This is a genomic window from Aliamphritea spongicola (assembly GCF_017051665.1).
Lineage (GTDB): Bacteria > Pseudomonadota > Gammaproteobacteria > Pseudomonadales > Balneatricaceae > Amphritea > Amphritea spongicola.
In genome coordinates this window covers 26,726-46,469 of record NZ_JAFIDL010000007.1, presented here as the reverse complement: position 1 = coordinate 46,469, position 19,744 = coordinate 26,726, and the positions used below count along the sequence as shown (strand labels likewise).

The window sequence follows — 19,744 nt, the reverse complement described above, 5'->3', positions numbered from 1 at the left end:
ACGTCAGGCCACACGTCATTTCTCTCCTTGTTTGTCCTTTTCTTCAGGGCTTCACTCAGTGAAGCCCTATTTTTTTATTTCTGACTGAATACCCTGAATGGATCTTGCCCATGGTTGCAGCTTTCGCAGATCATCAGGAAGTGACTTACTGGCAGCGGATGCTGACTGACGACTCTTGTATTGCCCATATACAACTACGTACCATGGATTACCCTTATAAGTCGTACGGAAGAGGTAAAACTTCTGCGGCTCTTTCTGCCCCCTGATAAAATCATCAGCACTTTTCTTCAGACCTGCCCCCAGCACTTGCAGGGTATAACCCGATGTCGGCCACTCGAGCAATGCCTTTTCACTGGCTGAAAGTTGCTGCCCTGCCGGCTTAGCAGCGGGCTTCGCTTTAACAACCGGCTTGGCAGCCGCAACATTTACTGCCGGCTTAGCCTTTGGCGGAGCTTCAGCTTTAACTGCAGGTTTAACCTCTTCTTTTACCTGTTTGGCCGTTACAGCAGCCACTTCAGCAGGCTTTTTTTCTGCTACAGCAACAGGTTTCGATACAGGCTTCTTTTCAGCAGGCTTTACTACAGTCACCTGGGTGTCTTTAACTGTCTTTGCAACAGACTCAGGCTCTTTTTCTGAAACAGTTTTCAGCGGCTTCCGTAACTCCGGTTTTTCTGCAGCTGCAGTTACTACACCTTGTTCTATGTTTTTAGTATCACTTACCGGCCCTTCCTTTTCTGTAGCTTTAGCTGTAGCAAGGGTGGCAGATGTAACCGGCGCAGTATCTGAAGCTTTGTCGGTTTTGGTATCCGCTGCTTTTACGTCGTCAGCCGCTAATTCCGGCTCCAGGGAGGGAATAGGTAAAATTTTACGGGTTGCCGGTTCATCTGCTATTTCTATCGTAGCCGCTTCCTTTTCCGCCGGTGTAACCGGCAGTTCCAACTGAACCCGTTCACGCACATCATCATTTTGCTGTTCCTCCGGCCAGTACTGCCATAACGAAATCAACAGCACACCAATCAAAACAGTTGCGATACTGACCAAATGCAAACGGGGTAAACCACGGGACGTTTTCTCCTGGCTGATTTCTCCGGCACGAAACAGATTTTCCACTGCCTGATTCAAGCCGCCAGGTAAGCCACCGGAAATAATAAACAGCTGACGCAACTGATCTTCAGAAAGAGACTGCGCAGCTTTATATCGCTGAATGATATAACTGCGCGCTTCGTCTTCTGCAAATGGCTCCAGTACCTGATGGTGGGTCTGACCATCCAGCTGATCAACACTGTGATCCTGTTGCAAACGGGTCATCAGTTCCGGCAAGCCAAAAAGAATCACATGGGGTTTAGCGGACAAAGCAGCAGTATCGGTTAACAGATGCAACAGAAATTCCAGCGCATCCTTACCCAGCTTCTCAGCATCATCAACCATCACCAGCCATTGCATACCCTGTGCGGATAGTACATTACAGGCTTCATAGATCAGTGCGAGTAGCTTACGGTTATCGGCCTGCTCCGGAATATCTACCGGTAACTGCTTTGCCAGACTGCGCAGCAGTACAGAAACATTAACCGGCTGATCACAACGCAGAATACTGGCGCAAAGCGTTGTATCTGTCTCAGGTACTTTCAGCTGTTCCAGGAGTGTTGATTTACCGGCTCCGGCCTCTCCGGTCACTACCAGCAAAAAATCACTGAAGCGGCTCAGATGCTCAAGTTTATCAACCATTTGCACCCGGGAAGCCGGCTCAAAGTAAAATGATTTACGCTGCTGAGCAGAGTCAAAAGCCGCTGCCAGTGCCTGTTGATTTATCGGAGTCTGCGCCATCGTCGAAAAATAAACCTTCTGTTAGCAATACGTGTCAGCAATTAACGTTTCCTGCAACAGGTCAGCTGAAAAATCTGCAGTTACCACTGCTTCACCCAGAGACTTCAGCAATACCAGACGTAATTGCCCGTCCAGCACTTTTTTATCTACTGACATCAACTCAATAAAGTCAGACGCTGACATATCCTGTGGCGGTTTAACCGGCAAATTAGCCGCGACTAGTACATTCTCAACACGTTTTACATCTTCGCGGGACAGCCAACCCAAACGGCAGGACAGATCCGCCGCCATCATGGTTCCGGCAGCCACCGCCTCACCATGCAACCAGTTTCCATATCCCTGCTTAGCTTCAATGGCATGACCAAAAGTATGACCAAGATTTAAAATTGCCCGGATACCTCCTTCGCGTTCATCCTGCGCAACCACCTCAGCCTTAATTTCACATGAGCGGTAAATTGCCTGACTCAGCTTTGCACTATCCCGGGCGACCAGATCCGCCATATTCTCTTCGAGCCAGCAAAGAAACGCTTCATCGTAAATAAAGCCATATTTGACCACTTCAGCCAGGCCCGCAGATAATTCCCGGTCAGGTAATGTTTCCAGCGCATCGACACTTGCTAAAACAACCTGAGGTTGGTGGAAAGCGCCAATCATATTCTTGCCCATAGGGTGATTCACACCGGTTTTGCCCCCCACCGAAGAATCAACCTGAGAAAGCAAAGTTGTTGGCACCTGAATAAAATTAACCCCTCGCTGATATGATGCAGCAGCATAGCCTGTCATATCTCCCACAACACCACCGCCAAGCGCAATCAGCGTGGTCGTACGGTTGTGTTTTTGCTGAAGCAGCTCATCATAGATTGCATTCAGATGAGTCAGGTTTTTATATTCTTCGCCGTCCGGCAAAATTACTTCATTAATCTGAATGTCCGGTAAAGCGGCCTTCAGTGCATCCAGATACAGTGGCGCAACTGTCGTATTACTGACAATCAAAACCTGATTCCCACGGATATAAGGCTTCAGCATTTGTGGCTGAAATAAATCTTTACCCACAAAAATCGGATACGAACGGTCACCTAAATCAACATTAAGTGTCTGCTGAGTCATATTTATACAATCACTTATTTAAGAATTTTCTGCTGCTGTAAAAGCTCAACAATTTCAGTCACTACAGAGCGGGGGTTACGTCGGTCAGTGATGACTGAAAAATCGGCAACCTGTGTATAAAGCGGGTGTCGCTGCGTCATCAGTTTGGTCAAAACTTCTTCCGGATCGGGGTGCTGCAACAGCGGCCGGTTTTTATCTCTGGAAGTCCGTTCCAACTGTTGCTCAATAGATGTTGTCAGATAAACCACCGTCCCGCGCCCCTGAAGACAAGCCCGGTTCTCTTCCCGAAGAACGACTCCACCACCGGTTGCCAATACCTGATCATCCTGACCGGTAAGCTGATCGATAACATTTGCTTCACGCTGACGAAAGCCTTCTTCGCCTTCCACGTCAAAAATCCAGGGAATATCTGCCCCGGCACGCTCTTCTATCACCCGATCCGAATCAACAAAATCTAACTTCAGTTCCTGAGACAGCAGGCGACCAATCGTACTCTTACCCGCCCCCATGGGACCGACTAAAAAAATATTCAAATTAACCTATCCATTACAAAAAACACCGCAGTTTGCTAACAAACTGCGGCGTACATACTACCTGACTGATAAAGATTCCCGAACCAACTTCGGAGTTATAAAAATCAACAACTCCTGCTTAGTATTTTTATAACTCTTATTCCTAAATAAGGCACCTACCACTGGAATATCCCCCAACAACGGAGTCTTATTTACAGTATTTTCCTTTGAATTCTCAAATACACCGCCAAGCACTATGGTCTGACCATCAGGCACAACCACTGATGTTTCCAGTTCATTGTTAATAATACTGATTTCACCATTTGGAAGAAGATCGCCAATGGAATCTTTTTTAACAACTAAATCCATTGCTATACGGTCACCCGGGTTAATCCGGGGGGTTACTTCCAGCGCTAATACAACATTTTTAAACTCTACCGATATATTACCATCATCCACTGTCTGAAACGGGACTTCTCTTCCTGATTCAATCAGAGCTTTTTTACCATTGGTGGTAACAATCTTTGGCTGTGAAATCACATCAACACGTTCATCAGACTCCAGAGCCGAAAGCTCTAACTGCAACAACGAACTTGAACCAGGTTTATAACCAATTGCGATTGATGTGGCATTTGTTACATTTGCGCCCAAATCCACCAGCAAACCAGATGGTACTGTAGTACCAGGGCTCGCTACATCAGCAATGGTGCTACCCAGTGTAAAATCAGAACCGTTAGTATACCCGGCTCCCCATTTAACGCCTAAGTCTTTAGTAACGTCGGTGTTGGCAGTAACCAATCGAGCTTCAATTAAAACCTGCGCGACTTCAATATCAAAACGGCTCAGGGTTTTCCGCACCTCGGTCAAACCTTTAGCTGTTTCACGAACCATCAGCGTATTGGTTTCATCATCGGCAAGAATGAATCCACGTTCAGAGATAAGGCGAGCATCCGTCAGCCTCGCAACCATATCAGACGCTTTACGAAAATCCACCTGAATAAACTCAGTTCTCAAAGGAGCCAGTTCTTCAACCTGTTTACTGCTCTCTAACTCAGCTTTCTCACGCTCAGATATTTCAACAGCAGTGCCAATCAACAGCACATTGCCCATCTCACGCTTATCCAGTTGATTGGTGCTCAAGATAAGATCCAAAGCCTGATCCCAGGGAACATTTTTTAAACGCAGCGTAATATCACCGCTCACCTGATCACTAACTACCAGGTTTTTCTCCGCCACTTCTGCAAGGATTTGCAGTACAGAACGGATTTCTACACTCTGAAAGTCCAGATCAATACGCTCACCTGAATACGGGAAACGCTCTTCACGCTCTTCCAGCGCTTCAATAGTCAGTGGTTTCAGTTCAATCCACAACTGATTATTGGTCTGATAAGCCAGATAATCATAAGGTTCCGCTGAAGGCTTCACTAAAATACTGGTATTTTCACCACTCGCCATAGAATCAATAAACATAACCGGCGTAGCAAAATCCTTTACATCCACCCGCTGCTGTAGTGCCTGAGAAAGCTCAACCCCCAACAGGTTAACAACGATGTTATTGCCTTCCTCAACAATATCTACACCTGCAGTGTCATCAGAAAGCGTGATCACCACACGCCCACCGCCTTCCTGCGTTCTTTCAAAATCGACTCCCTGAACACGGGTTCTGGCAATACTGGTTGGGTCTTGTTTAGCCGAATGACTTACTCCGGCAAGGTTCTGTTTTTCAGGTGCTGATTTTTTTTCATTTTTGCTCTGATCGCCAACAACAACGAATAAACTGTTGCCATCTGCATAGGTTTCGTAAGCTGCAGCTTCATACAGGTTCATCACAACCCGGACCCGTCCCGGTACCTGAGCAAAATTAACACTTCTGACTTTGCCACTTTCAACCTCAAGCGTTTTCACATCCTGACTGTTTTCCACCCCCCACAGATCCAGCACTAGTCTGGCTGGACTATTGGTCATGTAAGCTTTCGGAATCGTAGGAGGAATATCAAAATCAAAACGCATTTCCAACTTATCGTTAGGTAAACTGACAAAAGAGGACTTCAATAACTGCGCGTCTGCGGCAACCGTTAACTGAGCAAAACAAACCAGGAACAAAGTACTTAGAATTTTAACCATAAAACTAATCATGCTCTTCGGTGAACTTAATGCGGCACTGAACCGATAAAACTGCTGCTGTAAAATCATCATTCATCATCCATTACTATGCTGCGTTGTCGGGTCATCCACCCACCACGGCCATTCGGCACAATTTCTTTCAGTTCAATAAACCCGTTACTTACCGTCACTACCTGACCGAAATCCAGCCCCATATAGTCACCACTGGTAACACGATGCACTTCACCTTTATCATCCCTGATTAATGCCCAGCGCTGTTTGCTCATACCAATCGTCCCCACCATTTTCAGTGAATCCAAAGCAAACTCTTCGAGATAAGACTTAGGACGCTCAGAATCCGGACGTAATCCGTTCTCGTTGTTCTGTACAACTTCTGCTGCTACTTCATTAGTATCGCTCAACTGAGCAAGACTCTGAAAAGGATCCCGCAAACTTGCCCCTTCATACACAAAGCTATGATAAGGCTTAAACTCAGGCAATGGTTTAATAGGTGGTGCTTCAGCCTGACGTACCTGCTGAACAAACTGCCTCAAATCATTAGGATCTTCTACCCAAACACATGCATTCATCATGAGCGCCAGCACAATTAAAAGAACGGCCTTAATATACTTAATTAGTGTCATCATATCGGTACGTCTTTGCGCTTATATTCATTGATAACGTGCTGCCATCAGGAACAATCCTGTAATCATGTAACGTCACTATTCGGGATAAAGCAGCCACACCACTTACAAACTGGCCTAACTGATGGTATGCCCCGGTTACCTGAATATTAATCGGCAACTCAATATAGAACTTTGTCTTTTGCTCGGCCGCTAACTGAATCACCTGAATATCCAACCCACTGGAACGGCCTATCTCAGAAATATCTTCAAGTAACCCCGGCACTTCTTTTTCTGTAGGTAACTGTTTCAAAAGCTCAGTAAACTGCCCCTGAACATCTGCCATCTGCTTTCTCAACGCAGCCAGATTTGCTACTTGGCCTGCTTTAGCCTGCACCTGTTGCTTTAAGCCTTGCTCAGCAGAAATCTCATTATTCAGACGTTTCTCTGCATCTGATATATGCAGATAAACACCACCGGCAATCACCGCCGCAAACACAATCAGATAACAAATAACCTTGACACCAACCGGCCAGTTACCCGCCTGACTGAAATCAAGGTTATCCGGATCAAAGCCTTTAAAACTGTTGGTCAGTTTGTCCATACTCATCTCAATTAGCCTCGCTAAGCTCGGGCTTCAAAACCGGAACAGTAAGGTTAAAATCTTTCATACTGTCCGCATTGGCAACCTTAGTCAGGTTTGGCTCCCCAAACCACACACTGGCATAAATCTGCCGCATCAGAGATGAAACATCGGCGCTTTTTTGCGCCCGACCATCCAGAGTAATCACGTCACCTGTTCTGGAAAGAGAAGAATACAGAACACCATCCGGCTGAACCCTGACCAGCTCGTCAAAATTCCGGACAATCAACGGCCGGCTGGACTGTAAATCCTGAATGGCTTTTAAACGGTCGGTCAGACGTGCCCGCTTTAAATTCAGTTCCTTAATTTCCGCAAGCTGAACATCCAGCTGAGCAATTTCACTGTTGAGATAGTTATTTCTTATCCGCTGACGATCCGTCTGAAAATCAAAATAAAACCCTACCAGCAATACAACAGACACGGCCAGAAATGCACTCGACAAGACATTTACCATGAACTGTTTCTGTCGTTGAGCAGCTCTTTCTTCCCGCCAGGCCCTGAGGTTTATTTTTGCCATTCGTAATCCTATTAATCAGTGCTCGAAGCTTCGCAGCGACATGCCACAGGCTTTTACCAGTGAAGGAGCATCATGCGCCAGTCTGGCAGGATTTATTTTCGAATCTACGTCCATGCCGGCAAACGGATTGGCAAGCTCTGTCGGTACACCAACCTCTTCCGCAACAATATCAGCCAAGCCTTCAATGGTTACACCACCGCCCTGTAAACATAGCTTAGTCAACTGGTTATGAGCGCCTGATGAATAAAAAAACTGTAACGCACGGGAAATTTGCTGGCTGATTGTGCTGCGGAACGGCAACACAACGGTTTCCATCAACTCATCACTTAACTCACCGCTACGTAACTGATGTTCTATCTCTGCAGGAATAAGTCCGGTCTGCTGCTGTAACAGATGGTTCAGATCATTACCGCCAAATGCCTGCTCCCGGTTATAAACAATCTGATTATTTTTAAAAACATTTAGCGTCAGCGTTGCGGCCCCGATATCCACCAAACCAACCAGAGCCTGATCATCTGCACCATCTAGAACAAGCAGAGGATAGACCCGCTCAATACAGAAGCTGTCAACGTCCACAACCTGACAACTCAGCTCGGCACCGTTAATCGCATCTTCCCGCTTTTCAACATCATTACTTCGGCAGGCAACAAGCAACACTTCGTTCAGACCTGCATTTGAAGGAGACGGACGCAAGACTTCAAAATCCAACGCCACTTCATCAAGGGGATAAGGAATAAAACGGTCTGCTTCAATCTTAACCTGCTCTTCAAGGTCAAATTCTGTGAAGGAATCACTCAGTTCAATCGTTTTGGATATAACAGCCGAAGATGGAACTGCGGTTACAGCCTGCTGGAGCGGCTTATTGCAGATTTTCAGGCCACGTTCAATCATTTCTGAAACAAGGCCAACATCCTGAATACTGTTATCAATGACAGCTGTTGCCGGCAGGGGGACAATTGCATACGCATCAACACGAAGATCGTCACCCCGTTTGGACAGCGCAACCATTTTCACTGATGATGTCCCTATATCAACACCTACCCAGCCCTTTTCCTGCTTTTTAAGAAAGCTCAACACAATAAGTAATCCTTTAAAACAGCCAGCATGAGATAAAATATAGTTCTGATCTTAAATATATATAAATTTCAACGCTGTTTCACTAGTGACCATTACTTAGATACAGATATAATAACTCGGCAGCAAGTAAACTTTCTTTAAAATCACAATAAAAAGATATTAATGAAAATTATATTAAAAATCGGCCTGACATTATCCCTTGTAGGTATGGTCCTGGGCTTAGCAGTACTCGGCGGAGCTTACTATCATTACGCCCCCAAACTGCCGGATGTACAAACATTAAAAGACGTCAAACTGCAAACGCCGTTACGTATTTACTCCGCGGACGAAAAACTGATTGCGGAATTCGGTGAAAAACGTCGTACCCCCATCAGTTTCGACCAGGTTCCACAAACCTTCATTAATGCCCTGCTTGCTGCCGAAGACCGTAATTTCTTCAACCACTTTGGCATTGATGTTAAAGGTCTTGCCCGAGCCGCATACCAGTTGGCGAGCAGCGGTAAGATAAAAAGTGGTGGCAGTACCATCACCATGCAGGTAGCAAAAAACTACTTCCTGACCCGCGAACGTTCTTTTGTCCGTAAATTCAACGAAATACTCCTTTCACTCCGAATTGAGCAGGAGCTGAGCAAAGAACAGATTTTTGAGCTGTATATCAATAAGATCTATCTGGGACACCGGTCTTACGGAATACAGGCAGCAGCTAATATTTACTACGGCAAGAACATTGACGAGCTTAGTGTTGCGCAATACGCCATGATCGCCGGCCTGCCCAAAGCACCCTCAGCCTACAACCCGATTACTAATCCGACCCGGGCACTGGAGCGCCGGAACTGGATCCTGAAACGCATGCATTCCCTGAGTTTCATCGATGATCAGGCTTATGAAGAAGCAGTTTCAGCGCCTGTAACCGCTGAATATCATGGTACCCAAATTGAGCTCTATGCCCCATACGTTGCAGAAATGGTTCGTAACCGCTTGTATGAGCATTTCCAGGATGCACTGTATACCGATGGCCTGAAAGTCTACACAACCCTCGACAGCTCAATGCAGGTCGCAGCCAACAAGGCCCTTGAAAAAGGCCTGCTTGCTTACACTGAACGTCATGGTTATTTCGGGCCGGAAGCAACCACCGAAGACTTAACCGATGACGGCCTGAAAGCATTTTTCAAGAAACAGACGGTCTACGGCAGCCTGTTACCTGCCGTCATTACTGAGGTCAGCGAACAAAGTGCGACTGCCCGCTTAAGATCCGGTGAAGATATCACACTGGATTGGGATAACATCAGCTGGGCAAAAGCCTATAAAGGCCCGAACAGAATGGGAGCAGCCCCGAAACAGGCCGCTGACATTCTGACTGTCGGAGATATGGTGCGGGTGGTACCGGGCGAAGAAGAAAACACCTGGCACCTTACTCAGGTACCACATGTACAGGGCGCGCTTGTTGCCTTATCACCGAAGGATGGTGCACTGAACGCACTGGTTGGTGGTTTTAACTTCGTACATAACAAATTTAACCGTGCAACACAGGCATTACGCCAGCCGGGCTCTAACTTTAAACCGTTTATCTATGCATCTGCTCTGGAGCAGGGCTTTACACCCGCAACCACCATCAATGATGCGCCGGTTGTACTCAACGATAACGACCTAGAAGCCAGTTGGCGTCCGGAGAACTACAGCAAGAAATTCTATGGCCCTACCCGTCTGCGTGAAGCCCTGTATCGCTCACGCAATCTGGTATCCATCCGGATCTTACGCTCTATTGGTATTGATACAGCAACCGATTACCTGACCGGATTCGGTTTTGATAAAACCCGTATTCCGCAGAATCTTTCGCTGTCTCTGGGCAGTGCTGACGTTACGCCGCTGGAGTTGGTGACCGGTTATGCCGGCCTGGCAAACCAGGGATACAAGGTAGCCCCTTATTTCATTAACCGGATGGAAAATGCAGCAGGCAAAACGCTCTATCAGGCGCAACCTGCCACAGTCTGCCCGGGTTGCGAATACTCTGAGCCGTCCACCAGCATTCCAAGCAATATCGAAGCCATTGACCTGACCACCGTTCAGGAAGCTGCAACCGCATCCGGTGAAGACACCGATAAACTTCAGCTGTCTGGCAGCAAAATCTCACAACTACCGATTGCTGCGCAAATTATGGAGCCACAGGCAGCCTATATGATTTATGACATCATGCAGGATGTCATTACCCACGGCACCGGCCGCCGGGCGCTTAGTCTCAAGCGCTCGGACATTGCGGGTAAAACAGGCACAACCAACGATCAGAAAGATGCATGGTTCTCAGGTTTCAATAAAGATGTAGTTGCCACCGCCTGGGTTGGATTCGATCAGCCGTCAACACTGGGACGCCGGGAGTTTGGCGGCAGTGCGGCATTGCCAATCTGGATAGATTTCATGGAAGTAGCGCTGGCAGACAGCCCTGATGAAGCGGTCAACAAACCTGACGGAATCATTTCCCGCCGTATTGATCCGGAAACAGGCCTGCTTGCCTATCCCGGGCAGGAAAATGCTGTATTTGAAATATTCCCTGCTGACAAAGTACCGACAGAAGTTGCAACTGGCCCTGGCCAAGCAGCTGGCGGTGAAAGTCAGACCGACGATATATTCTGATCCTCAGCCAGGTTAAAACGTTTAACCTGGCTGTTAATCTCACCACATTCAGACAGTTCTAATAACCGGTAAGCAGGTGCCTGTAATGCAGGCACATCCTCCAATGTCATTTCATCACAGCGCTTTTTGAACTGAACAGAAGAAGCCGGACAACTCATCACATCCACCCCCTTATACTGCCAGCGCCATTCCTGATGAACATGTCCACATATGATGCCCTGCACCTGACTGTATGGCTCTAAAACTCTCCAGAACTGATCTGCATCCGCCAGCATAATAGGGTCCTGCCAACCACTCTCGACTGACACAGGATTATGATGAAGCACAATCAGGCAATACCTATCACTGTTCTGATCAAGCGCCTGCGTTAAAAACGCCAGCTCCGCCTGCCCTAACGCACCACTGCCCCGGCCATCCGGCTCAGACGTACTGTCCAGCAAGATCAGGCACCATCCCCGAACCTGTATAACCTTGCGGTTCAGTCGTTCACCACATGCCTGCATCAGGTCTGCATCGTCATGGTTCCCGGGAATCCAGGCGGTATCAAAGGGTAAAGACGCCAGCTTAGCCGTCAAACGCCGGTAAGCATCAGGCCCGCCATGATGGACGATATCCCCTGTTAACAGTAACAAGGTCTCTTCCGGCAAAGTGCTTTTCAGATGAGCAAGCAACTGATCCAGCTGAGACTCAACATCTTGGTTTCGATAAAGCTGAGAAGGATCATTCTGCAAATGACAGTCCGTCACCTGCACCAGTTTTACGGTAGGATTATTCAAAAGAAAATACTGCTTCGGTTACATGACCATGGTTCAGGCAATGATTCAGCCACTCACCAAGATACTGATTTAACTGTGCTTTTTCATCAGGATGTCGCATATCCATATTCGGATACTGATACACACCGCGCAATTGCTTACCCCGTATAATACAGATAACTTCCGCTGCACGGGCATCATGGTACATTCTGACCAGCAAACAGGGGGCTTTAAGCCAGTCATGCTCAAGCAAATGGCTGACACGTACCGTGGTTGTATACGTAAAACGCTCTTCAACCTGTAAACGGACCGCACTGTTCTGGCCCTGCCAGTGAATTTCGAATTCACGTTCATCGCAGTTATCAAAATCCGGCAGCAAACGCATGAGACGCACATAGTTCGCCTCACAATCAGCCATCTGCTTAACAATATCCGGTATATAACGTCTGCGCATAAGTTCGTTTATCAACTTTATGGTTCTTCACAGCCAGAAAATATCTGACAACATTTGGTATAAAACACCAATAACTAAAAAATCATTGCCAGTTTTGCAGCACTTTATCCAGGTTCAACTGCAACCACTGCAACGCAATGATGGTTCCGGCGTTGTCTATAACCCCTTCAGCAACCAGTTTAATTGCTTCCTCCAAGGGTATCACATGCACTTTAATATCTTCGCCTTCTGCTTCCAGCCCGTGAAGACCTCCAAGTGCAGCGGCATCGACTCTGGCACAAAAAAGATCAACATACTCATCACATCCACCCACACTCGGGGAGTAACGTGTTATCGGTACCAGATCTTTGATAATAGCACCCGCTTCTTCGACTGCTTCCCGAATAGCCACATCCTGAGCAGTTTCACCCGGTTCGACCATACCGGCCACCAATTCAAGCAGCCAGGGGCTCGGTGATTTATCCACAGCGCCAACCCGGAACTGTTCAATCAGCGCCACTTCTCTGGACTGGGGATCAAACAACAGAACACATACAGCATCCCCCCGGTGCAGTAATTCACGCTGAATAGTGATATTTCCACCGGCAAAGCGCGCATGGCGAATCTGTAACTCTGATACCTTAAAAAAACCGTGATAAACCGTTTTACTGGCGATGATTTCTACATCATCACGGCAAAACCCTGGTTGCCAGGCCATACAATCACCCCGAATAATTATCAGGGCGTTACTGTAACACAGGATATAAGACCTATAAGAAAAACCACAACTACTTAAACACTGACCAGCTCACCTTCCGAACTGCCCAACCTGCGGCGACGGGAAACAAAGACAAAACTGCCATCCGCTTTTTTAGCCTGCGCCTTCGCCTGCGCCGCTAACTCTGCGACCTCGTGATAACTGAGACACGAATAAGGATCAGGATGCACCACCCCTACAGACAAACTCAGGATAGGGAAAAAGCTGGATTCCCCTGACCGGCTCTGAGACCAAACACCACCCTGCTCCAGATCCTGAGGGCTGTAAAACTCACGAACAGCATGATCAAACTCAGTAATGATACTCTCACAACGCTCCAGCCAGTCTTCACAGCGAAACACCACTACAAAGTCATCACCTCCCACATGCCCTGTAAAGTTATCGCCATTTGCAAACCGGGTTAGCAGGCTGCCCAGTTGCTGAATCAGTAAGTCACCTTTCACGTACCCATAAGAATCATTGAAGGGTTTAAAGTAGTTAATGTCGAAATAGGCCACCCGAAAATCATCAGTACGCTTCAGTAAGCTGTCAATTTCCCTGCTGATAGGAACATTGCCCGGCAACAGGGTCAGCGGGTTAGCATAACGGGCATTGCGGATTTTCAATTCAGTGATTTTTTTCAGCAAATCGCGGACATTTCCCAGCCCCAGATACAAGCCGCTACGGGTAATGACCAATCCCTGGTTCAGATACACTGCATCCTGCTCGGTGACCATCTGCGACACTTTTTCCAGTGACATATCACTTTCGATAATCAGGGCATCATCCATCATGACGGACACCGGTTTCTGCTCATATAACGCCCGGCCATACTGTGTCGAAAACAACTCCAGCAGTTTAGCCCGGGCAACAGTCCCCACAGGCCGCCCTTCCTCCAGCACAGCTAAAGCGTTATAAGCAGGATTATCCCTGAACAGCTGGCTGGCCAGCTGCAACTCATCATTCTGCGACAGCGATGGTGCCGGCTGAACCAGCACCGAGGCTGTTTCAGCCATATCCGAATCCCGGCCTTCCCGGGGCTGCTTTGGTAACCAGGTATATTCCTGCGGAGCATCTTCCGGCTTTTGCGAAGGCCGCCCCAGATAAAACCCCTGACCAATTGTTACGCCTAATTCTTTCAGCGTTAGCAGTTCCGATTTTGTTTCGATTCCTTCCGCAATAATTGAACAACCGACACCGTTAGCAATGCTACAAATCGATTTTACGAACTGCCGCTTGATCGGCTCACGGTCAACGTTATGTACAAAATGTTTATCGATTTTGACAATGTTCGGCTGCAGCTCTGACCACAATTTCAGGCCCGAATAGCCACTGCCAAGATCATCAATCGCAATATTAAACCCCATCCCTCTGTAATGCTGGACAGCTTCAAGCGTCAGCCCATACTGATCAAAGGGATGTTGCTCAGACAACTCAATCACAATTGCGTGCTGAGGAATATCCAGCTCGGCCAGCATATCTGCCGTTAAACCTTTCTGATGCTCCGGCGTACCCAGCAGAGAAGCACTAATATTCAGAAACAGCTTGCCATCAATTTTCAACTCAGCAAAACGCTGCAATGACAAACGCCGGCAGCTCAGCTCAAGCGTGTGCAACAACCCACAGCGAATAGCCGTCTGAAACAGACTGTCAGGTGAATACAGCACACTCCCCTCCGGCCCGCGGATCAGCGCCTCATGCCCGATGGTTTCACCATTTCTCAAATCGACAATCGGCTGAAAATGGGGAAAAAGGTTATCCTCGGCAATCAGACTGCGCAGTAACTGTTCTTCATAATCAATATTCAACGTCGTACTCAGGCCCATAAAAACTACTCTGGCATCTTTGTTTGTCGCTCAACTTAAATTTTCCAGATGACAAACAAATGACAAATCACACAGCCGTGCCCGAATAACTGCCCATTAAGAGCTTCAACTAATGGATAAGATTAAGTTTGCCGCTTTTTGATTAGGCTCAAGTGATACAACCCGAATTAATGTCACTGTGTTGTTTTCGTCAGCTCAGATCCTGTGCAACTCAGCCATGAACCAGAACAGGTAATCGCAACTATGCTCTCCCGTATATCTATCTCGAAACGTATCTGGCTGTTACCAGGCCTGCTCATCCTGATTTTTTCCGGTGTTTATCTCCAGGACACATTACTCCTGAAAGAAAATTTACTGGCCGCCAAAAAAGATCGTCTGCAGGGGCTGGTCACCACTGCTCACGCCATTCTTGGTGATTATTATCAGCGCAGTCAGAATCAGGAAATGACCGAAATCCAGGCCCAAAAAGAAGCCAGCCGGGTCATAAGCCAGCTACGCTACGATGATAACCAGTACTTCTGGATAAATGATCTTCAGCCACAAATCATCATGCATCCAATCAAACCTGCCCTCATCGGTAAAGATGCCTCTGCGATTAAAGATAAACAGGGTAAATTGCTCTTTGTTGCCTTTGTTGATGTCGTCCAAAAAGACGGAGCCGGTTTTGTAGACTATTTCTGGGCAGCACCTAACGGTTCGGAAGATCAGCTTCCCAAGCTTTCCTACGTAAAAGGTTTTGCCCCCTGGGGCTGGATGGTAGGGAGTGGGATTTATGTTAACGATATTGATGAACAGTTTACTTCGATCCTCAGCCAGCGGCTGATTTTTCTGAGTATCATTCTGGTGGTATTCATTGCACTCTGCCTGCTGATCAGCCGCAGTATTATCAAACATTTGAACCAGACAACCGCGGCCATGCGGGATATTTCTCAGGGAGAAGGCAACCTTACTGTTCGGCTACCGGTTAAAACATCCGACGAACTGGGCATGCTTGCAGCAACGTTCAATACCTTTGTTGAACGCATTCATCAGACCGTTGTACAGGTTAAAGTATACGGCGATGAACTGGTGACAGCCTCACACTCACTGGCAGCGATAACAGAACAGACTAATGCCAGCATCACAACCCACCAGCAGGAAACACAAAATATGGCTGAGGCTGTCCGGGAAATGAACCATACCGTTCAGGAAGTTGCTGGCAATGCTTCTGAAGCAGCACATTCAGTCAGCGCTGTACGCAGTCAGGCAATGGCCGGGCAGGAAGTGGTGAAAGCCAGTATCAGCGCCACTCATAATCTCGCTAAGTCTGTGGATAAAGCCGTCAACAGTATTCAGACTCTGGAAAATGATGTCGAAAATATCGGCGGCATACTCGATGTTATCCGCTCTATCGCCGATCAGACTAACCTTCTTGCCCTGAATGCCGCGATTGAAGCCGCACGGGCCGGTGAACAGGGCCGTGGTTTTGCGGTGGTAGCCGATGAAGTCCGGGTACTGGCTAAGCGTACCCAGGAATCAACAGAAGAAATTCAGGCTATGATTGAGCAGTTGCAAAGTGGGGCGCACAATACAGTGACCGTCATTCAGACCGGCAGGAGCCAGGCTGAAATCAGTGTTCAGGAATCTGAACAGGCAGGGGCAACTCTCAGTGCCATTACGCAGGAAATTCTCAGTGTTGCAGACATGAATACCCAGATAGCCAGTGCCACCGAGCAACAAAGTTCAACGGTCAGCACCATTACTCACAATGTCGACAATATGCATCAGGCATTCGGACAAACCACAGAAGGTGCCAATCAGGTCACCCATGCCAGTGAACAGCTGAATCAACTGGCTGGCAATATCCACAAACTGCTTGGGCAGTTTAAGATTTAATGACGTAGCCTAGCTGCCAGCCTTTGCTGCCAGCCTTTGCTGGCAGCCATTACTCACAGCTTACAGGCGCCACCCAGACAATCATCAAAATCCATATTTTCAAGTTCATCACGTTCAACCTGAGCCTGTTGAAGACGCGACAGCAAATCCAGCTCTTCAGGGCTGGCTTCCCCCTGCTGAATACCCGCTTTGGCAAACACAATCAGTAATGTGTTTAATTCCTGCAAACTGAAATCATTCATACAAGTATTCCCTGCTTTATTTATGTAATATCAGGCCAGCGGCAGCAGATGATCAATCATCAGCTGCACATTACGCTGTCCCCTGAACTCATTCACGTCCAGACGGTATACTGCCCGGACTTTCTGAATAGTCTGATCCGGCCAGCATTTAGTATCTGCATTAAAGTGTATACCGTCCACCGCAATGCCACTCTCAGGATCCATTAACACCACTTTGAGATGCCGCTGCCCCACAATGCGCTGCTGAATTAAAGAAAACTCACCATCAAATAAAGGCTCCGGGAAATGCTGTCCCCAGGGTCCCCCTTCTCTCAGGAGCTCAGCGACCTGAAGCGTAAAGTCCTGACCGCTAAGCGCGCCATCAGTCAGTACAGAGTGCTGTAACTGTTCGGCAGACATTTGCCGGCGCACTTCAGCATCAAAGGCTGACTGAAATGCATCTAACTGATCAGCCACGATAGTCATGCCCGCCGCCATTGCATGGCCGCCAAATTTTTTCAGTAACTGTGGATGTTTAGCAGCGACTGCATCCAATCCATCCCGAATATGAAAACCGGCCACAGAACGGGCAGACCCCTTCAGCTCACCGTCATCACCGGCGGCAAAAGCAACAACAGGACGGTTCAGCTTCTCTTTAATTCTGGAAGCAAGGATCCCAATCACCCCCTGATGCCAGTCTTCCTGAAACAGGCAGACACCAAACGGCAACTCCGAATCATCAAGCTCCAGCTTATCCAGCAAAGTCAGCGCCTGCTGCTGCATTTCCTGCTCAATACCACGACGCTCCTGGTTCAGCTCGTCCAGCTGAACAGCCAGAGCCCTCGCCCGCTCAGGATCATTGCACAGTAAACATTCAATCCCCACTGACATATCATCCAGCCGGCCGGCGGCATTCAAACGGGGCGCCAGCGCAAATCCAAGGTCAGATGCCACAAGGTTATGCCGGGCCCGCCCGCTAATATCCAGCAGGGCTAAAATACCGGGACGGGCCTGGCCAGCCCGGATTCGCTGTAATCCCTGATGCACCAGAATACGGTTATTCTCTTCCAGCGGCACCACATCGGCCACGGTACCCAACGCCACCAGATCCAGTAAACTGCCAAGATTCGGCATAGGGATATTTTGTCTGCTAAACCATCCCTGTTCCTGTAACAGCCGGCGCAACGCCGCCATTACATAAAAAATCACACCTACGCCACAGGTAGATTTTTCAGAAAACTCACACCCGGGCTGATTAGGATTTACAATCGCACAGGCATCCGGCAGAACATCTCCGGGTAAATGGTGATCCGTAATAATCACATCAATGCCCGCTTCATTCGCAGCAGCTACGCCACTCACACTGGAAATACCATTATCCACTGTGACGATCAGATCCGGCTGTCGCTGAGCAGCTACCGCAACGATTTCCGGACTGAGCCCGTAACCGTATTCAAACCGGTTAGGTACCAGATAATCCACACGCCGGGCGCCCATCATCCCCAGCGCCAGCATCCCCAGCGCCGTACTCGTCGCACCGTCACAGTCAAAATCCCCGACAATAAGAATACTCTGCTGATGCATAACCGCTTGCGCCAGACGCTGAGCTGCAGCATCAAGGCCCCGGATATTCTGACCATTCTGCAACTGATTTAGCTGCCGCCCTAACCGGTCAGCATCGAACAGGCCGCGGCTAGCATAAATCCGTGCCAATAAAGGATGTACCTGATTAAAGACGGCACCATCCGCTTTCACCTCACGGCGGCGGATTAATAACTCTGACATAACACCTAAATACTCAACGCTTTTGTTTGACCGCTCATAACATCTTCTGCGGGAAACCATTCCCCGGTTTTACCCGTTGCATAATAAGCCAGTAAGCCAACCCATTCACGTACAGCCGTGCCCAGATTGCCAAGGTTATCAGCCAGATCAAACCTGACATTATCAAACTCAAACGGCTGGGAATAATAATCCACCGGATAAGGAATAACCTTCCAGCCCTGCTGGCGGTATATACCAACAGAACGCGGCATATGAAAAGCCGAGGTCACTAATAACCAGCCATCCCCGTCATCAATGCTGCTTGTCTCAGGCAGTACCTGTCCGGAATAAAGCGCATTTTCATAGGTATTACGTGACTGTCGCTCATATATAATATTCTCGGACAAACTGAACTCCTCCAGCCATGCCTTCACCGTATCAGCACCACGGTATTCCGGATTCAGTACCGAGCCCGAACCACCGGTAAAAATAATAGGTTTGTCCGGAAAACGCTTCATCATGGCAGGTAAAGTCATTACCCGGTCTGCACCTTCTGAAAACTGCGGCTGGCCCCAAATACTTGTCAGTTCAGCATCTTCACCGCCACCAAGCACAATTACGCCGGCAATATTATCGGGTATTTCCCGGGGCTGGCTGAAACGATTTTCCAACGGCTGCAGCAACAGATTTCCTACCGGATATACGGTCAGAACCATCAGACTCAGCACCGTCAGGAAGGTAATTTTTTTCCAGCCAAACAGCATCGAAACAACAAGTACTAAAACAATAAAATTCCCAGGGTTCGCCAATGCCCAGAAAATTTTCGAAAGGTTAAAAAACGTGTCCAAAGCCCCATCTCCACCAACAGCGAATCACTGATAATTATCCTTTTTTGGTTAATCTACCTGCTCCCAGATACAGTGACATCCTGATGATCAGCCGCGCCGGCACATTCCCTGCCGGTTTGTACAAATAACTGACCCTGCCTGCTTATTTAATACACCACTCACCAGAGAAACACGAATACTTTCAAGTAAATAATGGTAATTCTGTGACATTTACAAAAGCACCTGAACAGG

The 19,744-nt window shown here is 47.9% G+C and carries 17 protein-coding genes; 2 read left to right on the top strand and 15 right to left on the bottom strand.

Features of this window, described 5'->3' with window-relative positions:
- Positions 1 to 66 precede the first annotated feature (66 nt).
- From JYB63_RS17835 to pilM, 8 genes are read right to left on the bottom strand one after another with little or no spacing between them, the layout of a single operon-like run.
- On the bottom strand, positions 67 to 1,824 hold the full coding sequence (locus JYB63_RS17835; RefSeq protein ID WP_205659269.1) for an AAA family ATPase: 1,758 nt from the start codon (positions 1,822 to 1,824) through the stop codon (positions 67 to 69).
- A 21-nt stretch (positions 1,825 to 1,845) separates the two neighbouring features.
- A complete protein-coding gene (gene aroB, locus JYB63_RS17830; protein WP_205659268.1) occupies positions 1,846 to 2,931 on the bottom strand; it encodes a 3-dehydroquinate synthase in 1,086 nt (361 codons plus the stop codon).
- Between the two features lie 14 nt (positions 2,932 to 2,945).
- Positions 2,946 to 3,464 (bottom strand): shikimate kinase AroK, encoded by a 519-nt coding sequence (gene aroK / locus JYB63_RS17825; RefSeq protein ID WP_272873597.1) that lies wholly within the window; start codon positions 3,462 to 3,464, stop codon positions 2,946 to 2,948.
- A gap of 57 nt (positions 3,465 to 3,521) precedes the next feature.
- Positions 3,522 to 5,639, bottom strand: coding sequence for a type IV pilus secretin PilQ (locus JYB63_RS17820; protein WP_243432056.1), 2,118 nt, complete (start codon positions 5,637 to 5,639; stop codon positions 3,522 to 3,524).
- Positions 5,636 to 6,139: a pilus assembly protein PilP gene (locus tag JYB63_RS17815; RefSeq protein WP_243432055.1), complete on the bottom strand. Its 504-nt coding sequence runs from the start codon at positions 6,137 to 6,139 to the stop codon at positions 5,636 to 5,638. Before JYB63_RS17815 ends, JYB63_RS17820 begins: the two co-directional genes overlap by 4 nt.
- Positions 6,140 to 6,176: 37 nt before the next feature.
- A complete protein-coding gene (locus JYB63_RS17810) occupies positions 6,177 to 6,779 on the bottom strand; it encodes a type IV pilus inner membrane component PilO (protein WP_243432054.1) in 603 nt (200 codons plus the stop codon).
- A gap of 1 nt (position 6,780) precedes the next feature.
- Positions 6,781 to 7,329 (bottom strand): PilN domain-containing protein, encoded by a 549-nt coding sequence (locus JYB63_RS17805; RefSeq protein ID WP_205659266.1) that lies wholly within the window; start codon positions 7,327 to 7,329, stop codon positions 6,781 to 6,783.
- A gap of 15 nt (positions 7,330 to 7,344) precedes the next feature.
- The gene (gene pilM / locus JYB63_RS17800) at positions 7,345 to 8,406 is read right to left on the bottom strand and encodes a type IV pilus assembly protein PilM (protein WP_205659265.1); all 1,062 of its coding nucleotides are present in this window, start codon (positions 8,404 to 8,406) and stop codon (positions 7,345 to 7,347) included.
- Positions 8,407 to 8,568: 162 nt separating this feature from the next.
- Here pilM and JYB63_RS17795 point away from each other — a divergent pair, with 162 nt between their 5' ends.
- The gene (locus JYB63_RS17795; protein WP_205659264.1) at positions 8,569 to 11,034 is read left to right on the top strand and encodes a penicillin-binding protein 1A; all 2,466 of its coding nucleotides are present in this window, start codon (positions 8,569 to 8,571) and stop codon (positions 11,032 to 11,034) included.
- Here the strand turns inward: JYB63_RS17795 and JYB63_RS17790 are convergent.
- From JYB63_RS17790 to JYB63_RS17775, 4 genes are all read right to left on the bottom strand, one after another.
- On the bottom strand, positions 11,013 to 11,810 hold the full coding sequence (locus JYB63_RS17790) for a metallophosphoesterase (protein ID WP_205659263.1): 798 nt from the start codon (positions 11,808 to 11,810) through the stop codon (positions 11,013 to 11,015). The two genes, JYB63_RS17795 and JYB63_RS17790, sit on opposite strands and share 22 nt — an antisense overlap.
- The gene (locus JYB63_RS17785) at positions 11,803 to 12,243 is read right to left on the bottom strand and encodes a DUF1249 domain-containing protein (RefSeq protein WP_205659262.1); all 441 of its coding nucleotides are present in this window, start codon (positions 12,241 to 12,243) and stop codon (positions 11,803 to 11,805) included. The genes JYB63_RS17790 and JYB63_RS17785 overlap by 8 nt, the downstream gene beginning before the upstream one ends.
- Positions 12,244 to 12,325: 82 nt before the next feature.
- Positions 12,326 to 12,940 carry an NUDIX domain-containing protein gene (locus JYB63_RS17780; protein WP_205659261.1) on the bottom strand — a complete coding sequence of 205 codons (615 nt, stop codon included), beginning with the start codon at positions 12,938 to 12,940 and terminating at the stop codon, positions 12,326 to 12,328.
- A gap of 74 nt (positions 12,941 to 13,014) precedes the next feature.
- Positions 13,015 to 14,805, bottom strand: coding sequence for an EAL domain-containing protein (locus tag JYB63_RS17775; protein ID WP_205659260.1), 1,791 nt, complete (start codon positions 14,803 to 14,805; stop codon positions 13,015 to 13,017).
- 243 nt (positions 14,806 to 15,048) lie between these two features.
- Between JYB63_RS17775 and JYB63_RS17770 the strand changes: the two genes are divergently transcribed.
- Positions 15,049 to 16,680: a methyl-accepting chemotaxis protein gene (locus JYB63_RS17770; protein WP_205659259.1), complete on the top strand. Its 1,632-nt coding sequence runs from the start codon at positions 15,049 to 15,051 to the stop codon at positions 16,678 to 16,680.
- Between the two features lie 53 nt (positions 16,681 to 16,733).
- On the opposite strand, the gene JYB63_RS17765 is transcribed toward JYB63_RS17770, so the two are convergent.
- Genes JYB63_RS17765 through JYB63_RS17755 form a run of 3 tightly spaced genes read right to left on the bottom strand, consistent with a single transcriptional unit; the run spans position 16,734 to position 19,513 of the window.
- Positions 16,734 to 16,922, bottom strand: a complete 189-nt coding sequence (locus JYB63_RS17765; protein WP_205659258.1) for a hypothetical protein — start codon at positions 16,920 to 16,922, stop codon at positions 16,734 to 16,736.
- 30 nt (positions 16,923 to 16,952) lie between these two features.
- A complete protein-coding gene (gene recJ / locus JYB63_RS17760; protein WP_205659257.1) occupies positions 16,953 to 18,686 on the bottom strand; it encodes a single-stranded-DNA-specific exonuclease RecJ in 1,734 nt (577 codons plus the stop codon).
- Between the two features lie 5 nt (positions 18,687 to 18,691).
- A complete protein-coding gene (locus JYB63_RS17755; protein WP_205659256.1) occupies positions 18,692 to 19,513 on the bottom strand; it encodes a YdcF family protein in 822 nt (273 codons plus the stop codon).
- Positions 19,514 to 19,744: the final 231 nt, after the last annotated feature.